This is a genomic window from Sutcliffiella sp. NC1, assembly GCF_027594365.1.
GTDB lineage: Bacteria > Bacillota > Bacilli > Bacillales > Bacillaceae_I > Sutcliffiella > Sutcliffiella cohnii.
The window spans coordinates 390,161-408,302 of sequence record NZ_CP115153.1 but is presented as its reverse complement, the minus strand read 5'-3'; the positions used below and the strand labels follow the sequence as shown (position 1 = coordinate 408,302).

General features: G+C 38.0%; 14 protein-coding genes. 2 read left to right on the top strand and 12 right to left on the bottom strand.

All coding sequences use genetic code 11. The features are described 5' to 3' along the window. Positions 1–112: 112 nt before the first annotated feature. From O1A01_RS02075 to O1A01_RS02065, 3 genes are all read right to left on the bottom strand, one after another. Positions 113–1,567 carry a protein adenylyltransferase SelO gene (locus tag O1A01_RS02075; protein ID WP_066416170.1) on the bottom strand — a complete coding sequence of 485 codons (1,455 nt, stop codon included), beginning with the start codon at positions 1,565–1,567 and terminating at the stop codon, positions 113–115. Positions 1,568–1,747: 180 nt separating this feature from the next. Then, positions 1,748–3,508, bottom strand: a complete 1,761-nt coding sequence (locus tag O1A01_RS02070) for a dihydroorotate dehydrogenase (protein ID WP_066416168.1) — start codon at positions 3,506–3,508, stop codon at positions 1,748–1,750. A gap of 69 nt (positions 3,509–3,577) precedes the next feature. Then, positions 3,578–4,132 carry a hypothetical protein gene (locus tag O1A01_RS02065; RefSeq protein ID WP_066416166.1) on the bottom strand — a complete coding sequence of 185 codons (555 nt, stop codon included), beginning with the start codon at positions 4,130–4,132 and terminating at the stop codon, positions 3,578–3,580. 262 nt (positions 4,133–4,394) lie between these two features. Between O1A01_RS02065 and O1A01_RS02060 the strand changes: the two genes are divergently transcribed. After that, a complete protein-coding gene (locus O1A01_RS02060) occupies positions 4,395–5,645 on the top strand; it encodes an MFS transporter (protein WP_066416164.1) in 1,251 nt (416 codons plus the stop codon). Between the two features lie 35 nt (positions 5,646–5,680). Here the strand turns inward: O1A01_RS02060 and O1A01_RS02055 are convergent, their stop codons facing one another. The 5 genes from O1A01_RS02055 to rlmD all read right to left on the bottom strand — a co-directional run bounded on the left by O1A01_RS02055 (position 5,681) and on the right by rlmD (position 10,961). Beyond that, positions 5,681–6,751, bottom strand: a complete 1,071-nt coding sequence (locus tag O1A01_RS02055) for a Gfo/Idh/MocA family protein (RefSeq protein ID WP_066416162.1) — start codon at positions 6,749–6,751, stop codon at positions 5,681–5,683. 129 nt (positions 6,752–6,880) lie between these two features. Further along, positions 6,881–8,257, bottom strand: a complete 1,377-nt coding sequence (locus O1A01_RS02050; protein ID WP_066416160.1) for a DUF4179 domain-containing protein — start codon at positions 8,255–8,257, stop codon at positions 6,881–6,883. After that, entirely contained in the window at positions 8,250–8,774 is a 525-nt protein-coding gene (locus O1A01_RS02045) for a sigma-70 family RNA polymerase sigma factor (RefSeq protein ID WP_066416158.1), read from the bottom strand. Before O1A01_RS02045 ends, O1A01_RS02050 begins: the two co-directional genes overlap by 8 nt. A 171-nt stretch (positions 8,775–8,945) precedes the next feature. Continuing rightward, positions 8,946–9,440: a YehS family protein gene (locus O1A01_RS02040; RefSeq protein ID WP_066416156.1), complete on the bottom strand. Its 495-nt coding sequence runs from the start codon at positions 9,438–9,440 to the stop codon at positions 8,946–8,948. Positions 9,441–9,572: 132 nt separating this feature from the next. Further along, positions 9,573–10,961 carry a 23S rRNA (uracil(1939)-C(5))-methyltransferase RlmD gene (gene rlmD / locus O1A01_RS02035; RefSeq protein ID WP_066416154.1) on the bottom strand — a complete coding sequence of 463 codons (1,389 nt, stop codon included), beginning with the start codon at positions 10,959–10,961 and terminating at the stop codon, positions 9,573–9,575. 774 nt (positions 10,962–11,735) lie between these two features. Between rlmD and katG the strand changes: the two genes are divergently transcribed. After that, a complete protein-coding gene (gene katG, locus O1A01_RS02030; RefSeq protein ID WP_066416151.1) occupies positions 11,736–13,922 on the top strand; it encodes a catalase/peroxidase HPI in 2,187 nt (728 codons plus the stop codon). 75 nt (positions 13,923–13,997) lie between these two features. Here katG and O1A01_RS02025 read toward each other — a convergent pair whose 3' ends face one another. From O1A01_RS02025 to O1A01_RS02010, 4 genes are read right to left on the bottom strand one after another with little or no spacing between them, the layout of a single operon-like run. Next, positions 13,998–15,062: a YkvI family membrane protein gene (locus tag O1A01_RS02025; protein WP_066416150.1), complete on the bottom strand. Its 1,065-nt coding sequence runs from the start codon at positions 15,060–15,062 to the stop codon at positions 13,998–14,000. Between the two features lie 14 nt (positions 15,063–15,076). Further along, the gene (gene menC, locus O1A01_RS02020) at positions 15,077–16,183 is read right to left on the bottom strand and encodes an o-succinylbenzoate synthase (RefSeq protein WP_066416148.1); all 1,107 of its coding nucleotides are present in this window, start codon (positions 16,181–16,183) and stop codon (positions 15,077–15,079) included. After that, positions 16,180–16,995, bottom strand: coding sequence for a GNAT family N-acetyltransferase (locus O1A01_RS02015; RefSeq protein ID WP_066416146.1), 816 nt, complete (start codon positions 16,993–16,995; stop codon positions 16,180–16,182). Before O1A01_RS02015 ends, menC begins: the two co-directional genes overlap by 4 nt. Continuing rightward, positions 16,988–18,127, bottom strand: coding sequence for a M20 peptidase aminoacylase family protein (locus tag O1A01_RS02010; RefSeq protein WP_066416144.1), 1,140 nt, complete (start codon positions 18,125–18,127; stop codon positions 16,988–16,990). Before O1A01_RS02010 ends, O1A01_RS02015 begins: the two co-directional genes overlap by 8 nt. Positions 18,128–18,142: the final 15 nt, after the last annotated feature.

Here is an 18,142-nt window from a genome sequence, read left to right as displayed (position 1 = left end):
TATCCTATTCCTACCGTTAGCCAATCAATCGTTTGTTTGATAATTGCTATTTGAGTATAAACAAAGGCCTGTTCTAGATTCGTATAAACGATGAACAGACCTTTTATTCCTATTAAGTTCCACAAAATGTTCGGTAGTTTTCATCTGGATTCTCCGGTAGTTTACAATACGTCCCTTGCTCTTCTTTATAAGCAAACGGATCGGAGAGAACATCCAACAATTTACCTAATACTGTTAAATCTCCACTTTCAGCCGCTTCTAACGCCTCTTCCACTCGATGGTTTCTTGGAATAATAGCTGGATTACTTTTCTTCATTAACTCATGGACATCCACTTTCGAATGGCCTTCTTTTTCTAATCTCGCTTGCCAATCTTTATACCATGACTGAAATTCTTCCTTTTGACCTAACTCTGAAACGTCTATTTTATCCAACGTTAAAGCACGGAAAGTGTTTGTAAAATCTGCACGATTCTTTTCCATCAATTCAAGCAAATTTTTGATAAGCGTTTCATCTTGTTCTTCCTCGTTAAAGAGGCCAAGTTTTGCCCGCATTCCTCGATGCCAATTACTTTCAAATAGCTTTGCAAATTGCGAAAGTGCCCCTTCTGCTAGCTTGACGGCTTCATCTTGATCTTCATGAAGCAACGGTACTAACGTCTCGGCAAAGCGTGCTAAATTCCATACTGCGATATACGGTTGATTTCCATATGCATACCGACCTTGTGTGTCAATTGAGCTAAATACTGTTGCAGGGTCGTACGTATCCATAAAAGCACATGGACCGTAATCAATTGTTTCACCTGAGATCGTCATGTTATCTGTGTTCATCACACCATGAATAAAGCCGACAAGCTGCCATTTTGCAATTAAATCCGCCTGTTTCTTAATGACCTCTTGAAGAAAACTTAAATACGGATTATTTTGTTCCTTTACATCTGGATAATGGCGATTTATCGTATAGTCTGCTAACGCTCGTAAATCTCCCTCATCTCCAAAGTTGATTGCATATTGGAAAGTACCAACACGAATATGACTTTCCGCCACTCGTGTTAAAATTGCACCAGGTAAGTAAGATTCACGTGCGACAGGCTCCCCAGTTGTGACAACCGCTAAACTCCGAGTAGTTGGGATTCCGAGAGCATGCATCGCTTCACTAATAATATATTCACGCAACATTGGTCCAAGTGCTGCTCGACCATCACCACCTCGTGAATACGGTGTTCGTCCAGGTCCCTTTAACTGAATGTCAAAGCGGTCTCCGTTTGGAGTAATGTGTTCACCTAGCAAAACCGCTCTCCCGTCACCTAACATGGTGAAATGACTGAATTGGTGTCCTGCATATGCTTGTGCGAGTGGCTCCGAACCTTCTGGTATTTTATTACCTGCAAATACTTCAATGCCTTCCTCACTTCTTAATCCTTCACCATTTAACCCTAAAAAGTTTGCTAAAGAGGAATTAAAAATCACTAACTCTGGCGCGGACACAGATTTAGGAATGTGAAGCTTGTAAAAAGATTGAGGGAGACGAACGTAACTGTTATCAAAGTTCCAACCTATTTTTGTCATTACAATCTCCTCATAAGGTCTGTCTTTTGCAATAGACCGATTTTTGACTTCCTACATAGTATTATACCCTTATCGGTTATGGTCGTATGTTTTTAAGTACTGTCATTTACTCGAAATAGAGCGAAACTTTTCCTTTTTAAAGAAATGGTGAGGAACTGAACTTTTTTTCCTCACCGTAGTCTAATTATGTTTTTTATGCAAAAATGTAAAAGATAAAGCTAAACCTAATACATATAATAGTAGTGCTACATATGCTGGCAGAAGATGAATAAATGTCGTATATCCAATCGCAAAGTGCACGTAAATTCCTGCAATAAACGCTGGTAATCCCCCAATGAAATACGTCCACCAAACCCACTTGTTTCCTTGGTGATATCCCCAAAGGGACAGCATTAACACTAATAGTCCGACACTTAATAAAGCACTGCCAAAACCAGCTCGGTCATGTGCAAGTACGGGCAATAAATTCTCATTAAACGCATTCATCATTTCTGGCGTCATGCAAATGTAAGCTAAGTCTGTAGAAACGAAAATTGTTGAAACTCCAATAGAAGAAATAACGATACCACCAAGGACGAAGGCAAAACCTAATAAAACAAAGGCAAGTTGGCCGTAAATCGCCCGTTTCCATACAGCATCATTGTTCCGATTGGCCGATGCTGGGGTACCTGCTATATTTTTTGTTTTGACAAAACCATATATATAAACGGGCAACAACACTAACCAAAAAAGTAAATGCAACCAATCAAAATATCCGTAGCCGATAAATGCAAAAATACCAAGAAACCCGACAATTGCCGCTGCATCAATTGCTTGTTTAGCCCACTTTAGTCCTTTCTTTACGCCGAACTTTGCGAGCTGCATGTATAAAATACCACCTGAAATCATCGTCCCAGCAAGCGTCATCCGGTCATGAGCCATAAATAACATTATTCGCTCATTAAACGACGAGATGGACTGCCTACTCATCTCTAGGAAAAACTCATCGTACGGTAAAATTACCGTTGTCATACTAAAAGTGAGGGCAAGCAAGCCACCGATGACAATAAACAAACCAAACAACCAATATGCGAACCATCCTGATTGTGGTGGTGGTGTATATTGAATTCGATCTAGCAACGCTTCATTGATTCTTTTCGTTAAACCAGGACCACTAAATACATAACCATCTGAAACGATCACTAAATCTGCACCAGCATCTAAAATATTTAAAGCATGTTGGGGCTCACTTACTCCACCAACCGTTATGATTGTATGTTCGTAACCCTTTCCCCTAAGCTTCTTTACATTCTCGACTACATCCTCTTCAATGACAACACCGGAAAAACTATCTATTTTTGTTAACAATTCTACATTTATGCCATCAATGGCCAAATAAATCGGCTTTTTAGTTTTACTTAATAATGTCGGCTCCGCTATTTCTAAAATAAAGCCTTCTACATATTTTTCGAGCTTACTTATCATGTATTCCAGCTCTTCAAAGCTTCCAGATAAGCGAGCGAAAATCGGTTGTTTTTTTCTTAATGCACTTAGCTTTTTTATCGTTTCTTCTACACCAATCGATTCAGCCCTAGTCGGAAAAATAATTTCATTTTCTTTCCTATTAAAGATTGGATCTGTAAACTTATCTGTCTTCTCTACTGTAACTGGCCCTATCTCTAAAAAACCGAACCCTAAATTCGAAAAGGCTTTTGTTCCTGACAATAAAGGGTCTATCTTTCCAGACAGTCCAATCGGATTAACAAATTCCACCGTGTTTAGTTTTTTATGTAATAAAGGTGAACTTTCTTCTCTTCCTAAAAAATTGATTACATGTGAGCCCATACCAAATGGAAGAGATGCTATTACGTTCATCCCTCTGTGTATAAATTCTCGCGATAAAGTTGGAGGTAATGCAGATAGTATCGGTTTAAAAATTCCGTGATAGGACCAATCTGGCATAAAAAATCCCTCTCCATCTAGTTTTTCTTCATTGTAGCACGAAGTACGTAAGGAAAGGGCTGTTTTATTCTAGTCTCTTTTTATCGATTCGTAAGCAAATCCGTAATTATTTTTTGCTTCGATAAACTTATTATAAAAATCTAAAAAATGCTCATCTCTTTCAAATTCAACATAATTTCCGTCTTTAAAATAAAACTCAAATTTTTGTTTACCGTTCGTTTCCTTTGGAAGAGCAAGTAGCACTTTATCCACGTCTTCCCAATGATACTCATACTTGTGCTTCGTACTAGTTCCGCTCCACGCTACTCCGTTATCGCCTAAAATTTTATATTCGTTACTACCTAAATATATACATAACAACGTAACACATGCAGCAGATAAAGTGATGAACACTCCATATCGTTCATAAAAGTATCCCAAAAGAAGTGCTACACCGAGAACTCCCCAACCTATTGCGTAATAGAAATATACAGTATAAGGCACGTTTATGTACCAAACAGTACGGTCATCGTACATTATTCCATGAATAATAATTGGAATAAGGACGATTAGAATCGGTGCAAGCATAAAAAGAGCAAGCACACCAGCAATGTAAAAATGCTTCTTTTCGTAGTATTTAATCATCACCTCAACCCCCTTTACATAATTATACAATATTTTGTAAAATTAAGGAATAATGTATTCTGAATATTTAATCTTCTTAACACTCGAGGCAAAACATAAAACAATTTCTTCTGACGAGTGCATGATAGGAACCTATAATTCAAAGTCATATTATGAATAACTTCCTGTTCAATCTCATCCGAAAGTGCCCTTTTTGAAAATTTGTTAATACAATGAGAAAAGAATCATATATAGAAATAAATACAAACTGGAGTAGATGCAATTGGACAAACAAAATAATAAGTTTAGATGGATTGTATTTGCTTCTGTCCTATTCACTTATGCGCTTATGGCGAGCCAACGAACCGCACCAGGATTAATTACCGATCAAATCATGATTGATTTTAACATTACTGCCACAACGATTGGTTTATTAACAAGTATTCAATTTTTCGTTTACACTGGTTTGCAAATTCCGATGGGTATTTTAGTCGATCGGTACGGACCTAACTTTTTCCTTATAAACGGTGCCCTTCTAACAGGTTTAGGTACAATCATTTACAGTGTCGGTACACATGAATATGTTTTATTTATTGCTAGAGTACTAACCGGAACGGGAGACGCTACGATATGGGTTAGTATGGTACTTATTTTAGGGCAATGGTTTAATGCAAAAGAGTTTACACGATTAATCGGGGTAGCAGCGATGACCGGAAGTCTCGGTTTTCTTTTAGCAACGGTCCCTTTCTCCTTACTTATTACGTTACTAGGTTGGCGACTAGCGTTTTTTTCGTCAGGACTGCTGTTATGCATATGTGCCGTGCTGCTTTATTTTGTTCTTATAAAGAAACCGAAACATTCATTATTTAGAAAAAAAGAAATACAACAAGAGAAAACAATTGCCCTTCTTAAAAGAATATTTTCCAATCGGCAAGCATGGGCTTTATTTTGTTGCCACTTCGGAATAGTTGGAACGTACGTTGGATTTATTAGTTCGTGGGGGGTACCGTATGGCATGAGCATGTACGGAATGACTCGCGCAGATGCAAGTCAACTCATTATGATTGGATTAATTGGCGCACTAATTGGTGCACCTCTAGGTAGTTGGATTAGTAGTAAATTAGAAGCTATTAAAAGGCCATATATTGTCGTACACCTTATCCTCATTATAAGTTGGGCTATTTTTCTACTATTTAACGGAAGCCCGCCGTTTGTCCTATTAATTATTTTGTTTTTTATTATCGGCCTTGCATACGGAGCAAACGCCTTAACTTTTGCACTCGCTCGACAAACTTTTCCTATCGGAGAAGCCGGTATCGTATCAGGGTTTGCCAATACTGGTGGATTTCTTAGTGCTGTTTTACTACCTAGCATTTTCGGTAAAATTCTAGATTATTTTCAAGCAGTTTCGGGAAGCATCGTTAATGGGTATTACTACGGTTTTATTACTCCCGTTATATTCTCCTGCATTGGATTAATCGGTGTGCTTCTCGCAGTGGAAAAGCGCCATGAGGAAAGCATTGTAGAAAGTTAAAAGAAGCCTTTCAAACGTCGAAAGGCTTCTGCATTCTACTCTATACTTATTACTCTTTTTTCTTCATGAGATTTTTTAATTGCATCCATCATAGTTTGCACTTTTTGTCCTGCCTTTAAAGTAGGCAAGTGTGGATGAATATCTCCGTCTGACACCGCTTTATATAATTGATCAATTGAACGATAGAAGGCATTGTAATAGCCTGCCGCGACTGCGTTCATCCCCTCTGGAATGGAGAGCGCACTTTCTATTTCTACCTCCTCTAACGGACTATTTTCTAAACCGAGCAACACTTTATCATCTTGGGACATTTTTAATGTGCCTTCTGCTCCAAAAATTTCTAACGCCCAGCCATCTGCATGGCGAACTGCAATGTTAGAACCGATGTTAAATGTTCCACCACCAACAAAGTTGCCAAACGCTTGGAAAGCATCATCAGCTGTTCTTACTTCTTTTTCTCCATTTTCATCTACAAACTCGGGTACATGCGTAGTTAATTGACCAGAAACCGATTCTACTTTTTTATCCGTCCACCATAGTAACGAATCGATTAAATGAGAACCTACTGCCCCTAGCATTCCTCCTGCTTGGTCTTTTTGACTTAGCCAGCCTCTTTTACTTGTGGCGTACCGCTCATATCCGGCAATGTTTAATGAGAAATTAACATGGAGCACATTTCCAAGTTTACCGCTCGCTACTATTTCTTTTACCTTTTGTCGTGCCGGTAAGAATCGATACTCAAAATTTATGAACCCTAACTTTCCTGCATCTTCCTGAGCTTTAATCATCTCCCCGGCTTCCTGCACATTAAATGCCATCGGTTTTTCGCACAAGACGTGACATCCCTTTTCGTATGCTTTCAACACCATATTATGATGTAACAATGGTGCAGATGCTACCGCAACTAAGTCTAGCTCTTCCTTCTCGAGCATTTCCTCCCAATTAGCGTACACAAGGTTAACACCTGTTTCTTGTTTAATTTCTTCTAGCCTTCCTCTTCCAACACTTGCAATCGAAACAACTTCAAAACCTGGATGACTTTGCATAACTGGTGCATGTACTTTCGCACCAAAACCCGCTCCGATAATACCTACTTTTATTTTCATATAAGGCTCCTTTTATGTAAGAAAATTAAAATTTCGACTAACGAAATTTATCTACTAACTTATTCTACTCTTCATAAAAAAAACCTTCTACTTAGGAATAAAATATAGAGTTCTTTACGTACCTTCTACTTAAAATTCATTGTTATAGGTTTCTTCCAAATCATTAAAAGAAATCCCTTTAAACGTTTTTTCTTCTACTATTACCCATTCATTATTTATATTTTCTATAACCGTAACAACATTTTCACCGCTACTCTTTTTGTAAATAATAATCCCACTACTATCCTTCAAAAGTGCGATCGGTTCTACCATTCCATGCACAAGTCTTTGCTTTTTTTGATATTCGATTGAAAACTTAGTATCAAGAGCAGAAAGTTCAGCGATTAAATATTCCCCAAGCTCAATTTGTAATTGTTCTGCTACCTCTTCCACTATCTTATCTTCCATATACGTTCGCATATCCGGGATAATATGGACTAGATCTAAAATATCGTTTGTTAGAATTTTATTTTCCAATTCAGCGATGTCAATGTTCATAGATAGACGGTTTAATTCAACCAACTTTTTATTAGCTGAAAGGTAACCAGGGACAATAGTTATTTTATCGTCCTTCTTAATCGGAGCAAAAAAGACTGTTCCACTCCATATTTCTATTCCAGACTTACTATCTCTTTCTTTTTGTAGTTTCGTTTCTATTAATTCTAATTTCTTACCATTCTCTCCATAAATAGAAAAAGAAAGTTCCTCTTCCTTTCTAGCAAACGGTGTGTGAACATTCACAGTAATTTTAGTACCACTTGGTGTTAAAATCATTTCCTCCATGTGAAACTCATAGCCTTCATCCTCTATCGTACTATGGACGAGATAATATTCGTAATCATCATTTACGAAAACTGGTATCGTAAAATCCCAGTTACCCATTGTATTGAAAACCTTATTAAAAGAAACTTGAAGTGTAAAGCTATCAGGTAGTGTACTGCTAGTCTGAATTAGCCCTTTAAATTTATTGTCTTCTGCCGCACCTGTACTTTGAGAACTAAGGAGCGTCAATCCATTTATCGTTATATTATAGTTAAGAATCCCAACTTCTGCTCCTTCATCGTCTAGAGGGATTTCGTAACCTATTACAAGCCGTGATTGATCATAATAAACGTTAGTAATGGTGATAGGTATGTCCTTATCAACTATAGTCTGATTAACAGGAAAAACTAGCCCCTTTTCCAACGCTTCTTTTAGCCCAACATCCTCATGAACAAAAACGGAACCAATGATTGGAATATGTGTAAGCATGTTTGCCATAGCTGGTGAAATAAAACCCGATCCCATTATTGCTAGCAATAGTACGACAGCTATTGCAAAGCTATATATGTATCTCTTAGCCCTTTGGAATTTCGATTTCGCTTTCTCACCTTTTTTCATCGCTTCATTTATAGCAGTTGTTAATTTTTCTTCAGGAATATCGATTTGTTCGACTCTCTGTTGAAACTGTTTCTTTTCACTATTCATTCACGCAATCCTCCCTTAGTATTTTTCTAAGAACATGAAGAGCACGATGAAGACTCGACTTTACCGTACCTTCAGGACACTCTAAAATTTCTGCTATATCGCGATTCGGTAAGTCTTCGTAATATTTTAATATAATGATTGTTTTATATTTCTCATCTAACTGATCAATAGCATGAAACAGATCAAGCCTACTCTCAACAGCAACCTCTTTCGCCTCCATTGCTTCTATTATTTCCGCATGGATTGGAGTAACTTTTTTCTGTCGAGCTATAAAATCTAATGCACTATTAATGGCTATTTTTTTTAACCAAGCATAAAGATAGGATGGATTTTTTAACGTATGAATAGATACAAATGCCTTATAAACCGTTTCTTGTACAATCTCTACTGCGTCATTTTCATTTTTGACGTACAAATAAGCAAGTCGATATATTTTTGCTTTTTCTGCCTCCATAATCATTGCGAACGCTTTTTTATTCCCTTTTATCGCTTTCTTAACATCTCTTTCCGTAAACATGGCGCCCTCCTTTCCTATACAAGACAGAGTAGGGTTACATTTCGTTCCAACTTTTTTCATAAAAGATAGATATACTGCTAATTTTAAAGTTAAAATTACTTTTTGACCAAAATAACACGAAAAAAAAAGAGCACTTTCCTTTTTGCAGAAAAGTACTCTTTCTATTTACGATTATCCTCTATACTTTATCGCTAGTCCTTTTAAGAAATTTCTCGCATATTTGTCGCCACATTCTTTATAATTTTTATGGCCCTCTTTTCGTAAGAGAGCACCTACTTCACCTTTTGTAATTGTAACTCCAGCTTCCGCTATAATATCAATGATGTCTTCGCTAGTTAATACTAGAGCAATTTTCACTTTCTTTAAAAGCTGGTTATTCATATGTTCACGAGTTAATGGCGGAAACCCTGTTTGTCCTGGCTTTGGTCCTCGTTTAAACGTAATTAAGCCGTTAAGAAACTTCTCTAACGTTTCGTTAGTACAACGTTTAAAGTCTTCATCCTCATCTATATCTTCATAATCGTAGTCGTCCTTAGGCTTTGTTAACATCTTTTTCACTTCTTCCAATGTTACGTCAACGCCACCAAGTTTAAATATTTGTACCATATCCATATCTTTTATATCTAGTGCATATCTTAATCGAATCAAAATATCGTTATTTGTCATGCGTGTACCTCCATTTTTATTCCCTTATCTCATCCCAATAGCTTACCATTGTTAAACGTTGACATCAAACTGTGAATTGAGATTGTAAAAAAATAGAAAGAAGTCATTACAACTTCTTTCTTTTACCTACTCTTATTCCAATTCCAACAACGCAACTGCTTCACAGTGTACAGTATGCGGGAATAGATCCACCGGTTGGACAACTTTTAATTTGTAACCGAATGGTTCTAATTCTTTAATATCTGTCGCGAATGTATCTGGGTTACATGATACGTACACGATACGCTCCGGTTTAGAACGCCCGATTCTTCTCATTACTTTCCCACCCGCACCAGAGCGTGGAGGGTCTAGTAATAGTAATTCTGGATTACCGAAGCTCTCTAATACTTCGTCAATTCCTTTTCTAGCATCTTTTGCTAGGAAGTATGTGTTTGTAAGACCGTTATCCTTTGCATTACGCTTTGCAGATTCAATCGAACTTTCGACAATTTCAATACCAGCTAATTTGTCTACTCGACTTGCAAACGGTAAAGAAAACGTACCTACACCACAGAATAAATCAATCATTTTTTCTGTTTTCTTCGGTTTACCGATTTCTAATGCAATATCAACTAGTTTTTGTGCTTGTGTTGGATTCGTCTGGAAGAATGTATCGAACCATAAACGGAAACGATAACCTGCAATTTCATCGTAAATAAAATCTCTACCAGCTAATACATGCGTATTTTCTGACTGAGTACGATCTGCCCAATCTGTGTTTTCCATCCATAATAAGCTTTTTACTTGTGGGAAATTCGCTTCAATACGTTTTACTAAATCGTCTGTTGCAGCTTGCAATTCATCTTTCGGTCCTTTTGTCGCGAAAATAGCGAGCATCATTTCTCCCGTAATAAAAGATTGTCTCACCATTAAATGGCGAAGTAATCCTTCATGCTTATCTTTATTATATCCTTTTAAATTGTGGTCTTTAACCCAGTCTGCAACCGTCATTGCAGCCTCCACCATTTCTTTCCCTGCAATTAAGCATGTTTCTAATGAAATAACTTTTCTAAAGTTACCTTGCTCATGCAAGCCTAATGCACCAGCTGGCGAAAATGTAAACTCCATTTTGTTTCGGTAATGCCAAGGGTTGTCCATTCCGATTGCATCTAGAACAAGATCAGAGTCAAACCCTTGCCCCTCTACTGCCTTTTTCACATGTACAGTTTTTTGCTTCAACTGACCTTCATAATCCCAGTGTTGCCATACACAACCACCACATTTTTCAAAATGAGGACATTCTGGACCAATACGCTCAGGGTGTGTTTCTAGTATTTCTTCAGCTACTGCCCTTCTTCTTCTACGTTCTGGTTTGTCTACAAAAACACGCACTTTTTCACCTGGAAGTGTTTGCGGGATAGTAAGTTTTATTTTTCTTTTCGTACCGTGTTCCGTTTCTCGCCAAACTTGTGCTTTACCGGAACCTTTTTCATCTAATCCATTTATTTCAGCAACAAAAACTTTGCTTTCTATTTCTTTCATCTTATTTCCTCCTTGGTAATCATTCTATCTATTATTTAGTAACTTTAGTATCGTTACATGAATTTATATCGTTTATCACATAAAAGGAGAGGGTGTTTTCATCCCCCTCCAATTCCAAACGTAACAATAATGTCATTTAGCCAAAAGACAATCCCTAGAAGGTTAATTCTATCAAAAAATGGGGAATAGTTCACTCTAAATATATGGAAACGATGTTTGAACAAAATGACAAAAAATCAGCATAGAAATACCATTCTAAGAAGGCTTCATTCTTGACTATACCGTTTTTTGCCAATATGATGGAAATAAGCACACTTGCATAATAAAAGGGCGAAATAAATATTCTTGTACAGTCATAGATTCATATTATATGGCTAATAAATTTCGTCATAATAAATTAATGTGTGTTACATCCTCTATGTCTTTATTAGCAACTACATACTGACTGATAAGGCAACATCACCTTAGTTCTTTTCTCATTTAACAAAGATTCTTCTTAACTAGTCAAAACGTATAATACGCCATAGTAAATAACTAGTAGACTACAACAACACATTTTTTTATTTACTCCAAGAAAAACACCTAGAGAATACTACTTTATACATATCATTCGCTTTTTATTTTTGTATACCCTATACTAATTACAATAATAATTTATTAATAATTATTGTAATCTAGAATTCTTTTTAGTATAATTATAAAGTAATAATGATTATCATTATTGTTTTGTAAGTTTTATATAAAAATAAACTTATATTAGAGGAGGAACTATCCATGAAATCATTTGATTCTACTAACACGGGAAAATGCCCTTTTTATCACGGTGGAGCTACTAGTCCAGAAACTAGTGGTACAACAAACCGTCATTTTTGGCCAAATCAATTAAACTTAAATATTTTACATCAACACGATAAAAAATCTAACCCAATGGGAGAAGATTTTAATTACGCGCAAGAGTTCGCAAAACTAGACTATGAAGCTCTTAAACAAGATCTTCGCGAATTAATGACAGACAGCCAAGATTGGTGGCCAGCAGACTACGGTCATTACGGCCCAATGTTTATTCGTATGGCTTGGCACGCAGCTGGTACATACCGTATCGGTGACGGCCGTGGAGGCGGCGGAACTGGGAACCAACGTTTCGCTCCATTAAACAGTTGGGCTGACAATGCTAACATTGATAAAGCACGTCGTCTTTTATGGCCAATCAAGCAAAAATATGGAAACAAAATTTCTTGGGCTGACTTACTACTGTTAACTGGGAACGTTGCAATCGAATCTATGGGTGGTAAAACATTCGGTTTCGGTGGTGGACGTGCTGACATTTGGCATCCAGAAGAAGATATATATTGGGGTTCTGAAACAGAAATGTTAGCTGACGAGCGTCACTCAGATGATGGTGTACTTGAGAATCCGCTTGCTGCTGTGCAAATGGGTCTTATTTATGCAAACCCAGAAGGTCCAGACGGAAAACCAGATCCACTAAAAAGTGCGGATCAAATCCGTGAAACTTTTGCCCGTATGGGTATGAACGATGAAGAAACTGTTGCATTAATCGCTGGTGGACATACATTCGGTAAGGCACACGGTGCTGGGGATGCTGCTCATGTTGGTCCAGATCCTGAGGCTGCTCCTATTGAAGCACAAGGTTTAGGTTGGATCAGCTCATTTGGTAGCGGTAAAGGTGGAGATACTATCACTAGTGGTCTTGAAGGTTCTTGGACTGCTAATCCTACTACATGGGATAATGGTTTCTTTGATCAATTATTCGGTTATGAATGGTGGCTTACTAAGAGTCCTGCAGGAGCATGGCAATGGATGGCAGTAGATCAAGATGAGAAACATCTAGCACCTGATGCTGCTGACTCTAATAAAAAAGTTCCAACAATCATGTTCACTACTGATATGGCATTACGCTTTGATCCAGAATATGAAAAAATTTCTCGCCGTTTCCATGAAAACCCAGAGGAATTTGCAGATGCATTTGCTCGTGCATGGTTCAAACTTCTACACCGTGACATGGGGCCTCGTTCAAGATATTTAGGTCCAGAAGTTCCAACTGAAGATTTAATCTGGCAAGATCCAGTTCCAACTGTGGACTACGAATTATCTGATGAAGAAATTGCAAAAATTAAAGTATTAATTTTAGATTCTGGATTAACAATTGGTGAATTAGTAACAACTGCTTGGGCTTCTGCATACACATTCCGTGGTTCAGATAACCGTGGTGGTGCGAATGGCGCACGTATTCGTCTTGCTCCACAAAAAGAGTGGGAAGTTAACCAACCAGAACAATTAGCGAAAGTTTTAGCAGTATATGAAGAAATTCAAAATCATTTAGAGAAGAAAGTTAGTATTGCAGATCTTATAGTACTTGGTGGTTCTGCTGCAATCGAAAAAGCTGCACAAGATGCTGGCTTTGACGTAACAGTACCATTTGCTCCTGGACGTGGTGATGCAACTCAAGACCAAACAGATGTTGAAAACTTTGAAGTACTTGAGCCTGTTGCTGATGGTTTCCGTAACTATCAAAAACAACAATATAGAGTAGCTTCAGAAGAGCTTCTTGTTGACAAAGCTCAACTATTAGGTTTAACTGCACCAGAAATGACTGTACTTATCGGTGGTATGCGTGTATTAGGTACTAACTACGGTGGTACTTCTCATGGCGTATTTACAGACCGTGTTGGTACATTAACAAATGACTTCTTCGTAAACTTATTAGATATCGGTGTAGAATGGACGTCTGTAGACGGAAGCGTATATGAAGGTCGCGACCGCAACACAGGTGAAGTTGTTAAAACGGCAACTAGATTCGATCTTATTTTCGGTTCTAATTCTGTTCTTCGTGCGATTGCAGAAGTTTATGCGCAAGAAGATAACCAAGAAAAATTCGTTCGTGATTTCATCTCTGCATGGGTGAAAGTAATGAACGCTGACCGTTTTGATCTAAAAAAATAATATAAAATGAAAGGCACACTTCCCTTAGGGGAGTCGCGTGCCTTTTCTTTATTTGAATACTTTCTCTACTACTTTTTACGCGGTATAAGCATTTTCTTTTTTCCCTTTTCGTGCCCAAGCGATGATGATCGCTACAATAAAGGCAATTCCTATATACCCGACCGTGGAATATACCTTTCCAACAAGAGTCGTAAACCCTACGAAACTTGCAAAAAAGCCAACTAAACCAGTTAGAACAATTGCAGATTTGAATTTTTTGTGATTTGGCTTAATTAACCGGACGGTAAAGCTATAGAACATTCCTACTGCAGTGTTATACATTAAGCCTAGTAGCGCAATCGCCATTAATACGCCGACAAACGGATGAATTTGGCTAGCTAGTTCAAGTGTTGGCATTGCGACACCACCGACAACATCTACTTTTACTAACAACGCGATATGAATTAATATAATGAGTACACCTAACATTATTCCACCAAGTAAACCACCCATACCAGCAACTTTACGGTCTTTCTCCGTTCCCCCCATTACAATCAATAATGCTGCACCACATGCTATATTATAGGAAACATAAAGAATTGAGCCTACTATCCAGTTAGATGCTGCTGCAGTTTGTTCTTGTGCTAAAGCGTTCGACTCTTGTAGTGTTAAGTCCATTGTGAAAATAGAATAAATGACAATGGTAAAGACTATTATCATTAAGTACGGGGTCGCAACGGCAATGATATTAATAATCTTTTTGATGTTCAATAATAATGTAAGGATTGTAGCAGCAACCATTATAATGCTCCCAATCATAGGATGGATACCGAACATTTGCTCAAAAGTGGAGCCAGACGCCGCGAACATTACAACGGCTACGCCAAATAAGAAAAATGTAATGACGATGTCAAAAATAAAGCCGAAGTAACGTCCTCCGATATGATAAATTACATCTTTATGTGACTGAGTTTGGAGTTGGGAGCCAAGCTGTGCTAGCGTATAGCCTAAAAAAGCAAAAAGAATCGTTGCGATAATGCCTCCAACAGTCCCCCAAATACCAAAGCTAGTGAAATACTGCATTACCTCTTGTCCCGAAGCAAAACCTGCCCCAACAATGAGCCCAACGAAGGCACTGCCAATCTGAAAGCTTTTCTTCATCTGGAGTCCCCCTTTTAATTGTAATTTTTCTTAGCGATTGTAAAAGACTCCACTGCCTCCCGATCTACTTCATATCCAATACCTACTGTTTGAGGAACATCAATGTAACCGTTTGTTGCTACAACTTCTGGTAGTATAATGTCCTTTTCCCAATAGCGATTAGAACCAGCAGTATCTCCAGGTAAAATGAAGTTAGGTAAGGTTGTTAAGGCTACATTATGTGCACGTCCTATACCTGATTCCAACATGCCACCACACCATACCGGAACATTGTTCGCCGCACAGTAATCATGAATTTTCTTCGCTTCTGATAGTCCACCAACACGTCCAATTTTTATATTAATTATCCCTGTACTTCCGAGTTCTACTGCTTTCCGTGCATCCTCTAGAGAGTGAATACTTTCATCTAGACAAATCGGCGTTTTAAGCTGTTTTTGAAGTTGAGCGTGGTCAATTATGTCATCTGATGCTAGAGGCTGTTCTATCATCATTAAATCAAATGCGTCTAGTTGTTTTAAAAGCGCCGTATCCTCTAAACGATAAGCGGAATTTGCATCTGCCATAATCGCAGTGTCTGGGAATTTTTCACGTAATGTGCGCATTACTTCTATATCCCAGTCCGGCTTTATTTTTACTTTTATTCGCTTATACCCTTCCTTCACAAATCCGTCTACTAAAGCTACTAAGTCTTCAATTGATTTTTGTATCCCAATACTAATACCTACCTCAATTTTGTCTTTCTTTCCACCTAATGCAGCAGCGAGAGATTGGTTCGTTTGTTGTGCATAAATATCCCATACCGCACCTTCAATCGTAGACTTTGCCATATTATTTTTACGAATGGAGGAGAAAATTTCACTAACCTCATCTGGATGATTCAACTCTTTATTCAAGATGAGCGGAATTAGAAAGTCTTCGAGCATATGCCAATTCGTTTTTAACGTTTCCTCGTTATACCAAGGTGAATTAAATGCTACGGATTCTCCCCATCCAATTGTCCCTTCAACATCACGTGCCTCTAGTAATAAAAATTCTTTATTCGTAAATGTCCCAAAGCTTGTTGTAAAGGGATCTTTTAATTTCATTTGTAAATGACGAATAGTAATGTCGGTTATTTTCATTGTGCTTCTCCTCCAAGTTCTAACGATTCTTTTTTAACAAAAATGTATTCATTATAGGTCTCATTGATTTGTAAACGAACAACTGCATATCCTGCATGAAATAGCTTTTGAAAATGTGTACGTGTTTGCAATCTCCAGTCCAATGCAAGTTCTTTGCTTGCTGATTTTAAACCCTGAAAGTCCTTTGGTACTGCTAGGGAATAGGCTAAACGTGTTAACGGTTGTTCTTTACTAGCCACAAATACTGGTAAGTTTTCCTCATTAAATGTAACAGCGTTTAAAGCAGTGGCCCCCTCTGTATTTGGTATATGCCCTTCCACTACATGCGGACTAGTCAAATGCCAATGCAGTTCAAAGCGGTCAGATGGTAAACCTTTATTTAAGCTATCCTGCATTTCACCGTAGCAATTTTCCACATAAGTATCACAAATACCATTAAGTTTTGTTAAGTTTAAATATCCATTTCGCGTTTCAAGTGGATCGTAAGTCCACTTCATCATGTCATAGCCTTTTTCTATTGCTATTTCACGTTGTTTTCGTTTTAGATTTTCGCCAACGCCTTGTGAACGATACTTTTCAGCGATGCCAAGCATATGAGAGCATAAATAACTTTTGCCATTGCGGAACCCGGCAAACCCATAGCTAAAACCGATTAATTCATCTCCATCATAGGCACCTACCATAATTCCCCCGTTTTTTACTGCTGTTAACGTTTGGTGTGTCGGAACTACTTCTGTACCCCAAATGTTTCGTTCAAGCTCTTCTACTTGTTGCATTTCTTCGATTGTTTGAAGTTCTCGTAATTCAATCATTTTTTCCGCTTCTTTCTACATGTTGTAATGCTAACATTAGCGCTCTTGTCACTATTTCAGCACCCGTCGTTAGACGTTCTCGGTTGAAAGTCATTTTCGGATGGTGAAGACCTGGGGTAACTCCACAACCAAGCCCAAGCATCGTTGTTTGAAGCTCCGGTTTTGAATAAGTGTAGAAGTGGAAATCCTCGCCACCAGGAGTTACGACATCCTGTGCACAATTTTCTTCCCCTGCCACATCTATTATAGCTTGTTTCATCATGGCTTTTGCCTCACCATCGACTTGAGCAGCAGCAATATGTGATTCTACCTTATAATCAATTGATACTCCATACAACGTACTAACGGCAGCTACTACTTTTTCAAACCCTGTAGTTAATGCTTCCATCGTTTCGTTATTTTGAGCACGTGCATCAATACTAAACGTTGCATTACCTGGAATGATATTAGTTGAACTGCCACCTGCCGTAATTTGCGTCATTTTAATAGAAGCAGACTGAGTAGGACTAATCCATATGCGCTTCATACCGTCCACTAATGAAGCCGCTACCTCAATCGCATTCACTCCTTGTTCTGGTCGTGCTCCGTGTGCATCCACTCCGATAATTTTCCCTATGAAAAGTTTCGCAGCCCCATGGTATAACGCTGGTGCGTAATTGCCATCTTGTAATTCGACTAACGGACGTACATGTGTGCCGAATAAAAACTGTAATGAATCTATTATCCCTTCTTTTACAAATGCCATTGCTCCTTGTGCTTTTTCTTCAGCTGGTTGAAAAAGGATTCGAACGGCCCCAGGTAAGCTTGATTCCATCTCTTTTAGCATAAAAATAGTGCCAAGTGCCATCGTCATATGCCCATCATGTCCACAAGAATGATTAGCACGAAACTCTCCATCTACTTCTTGCCATAATGCATCAATATCAGTCCGAAACCCTACTTTCGGAGTTCCTTTTCCAATGTCTACATATAACCCTGTCATATTATCGAAAGTTTTTGGTTGCAAACCTTCCTCTTTAAGAATGTTGGCAATATATGAGGTAGTATTAACCTCGTTCCAGCTTGTTTCTGGATTATTATGAAGGTATTCAAAAATTGTTTGTAAACGATTCTGTATTGTTTGATTTGCCATCCTGTTCAACTCCAT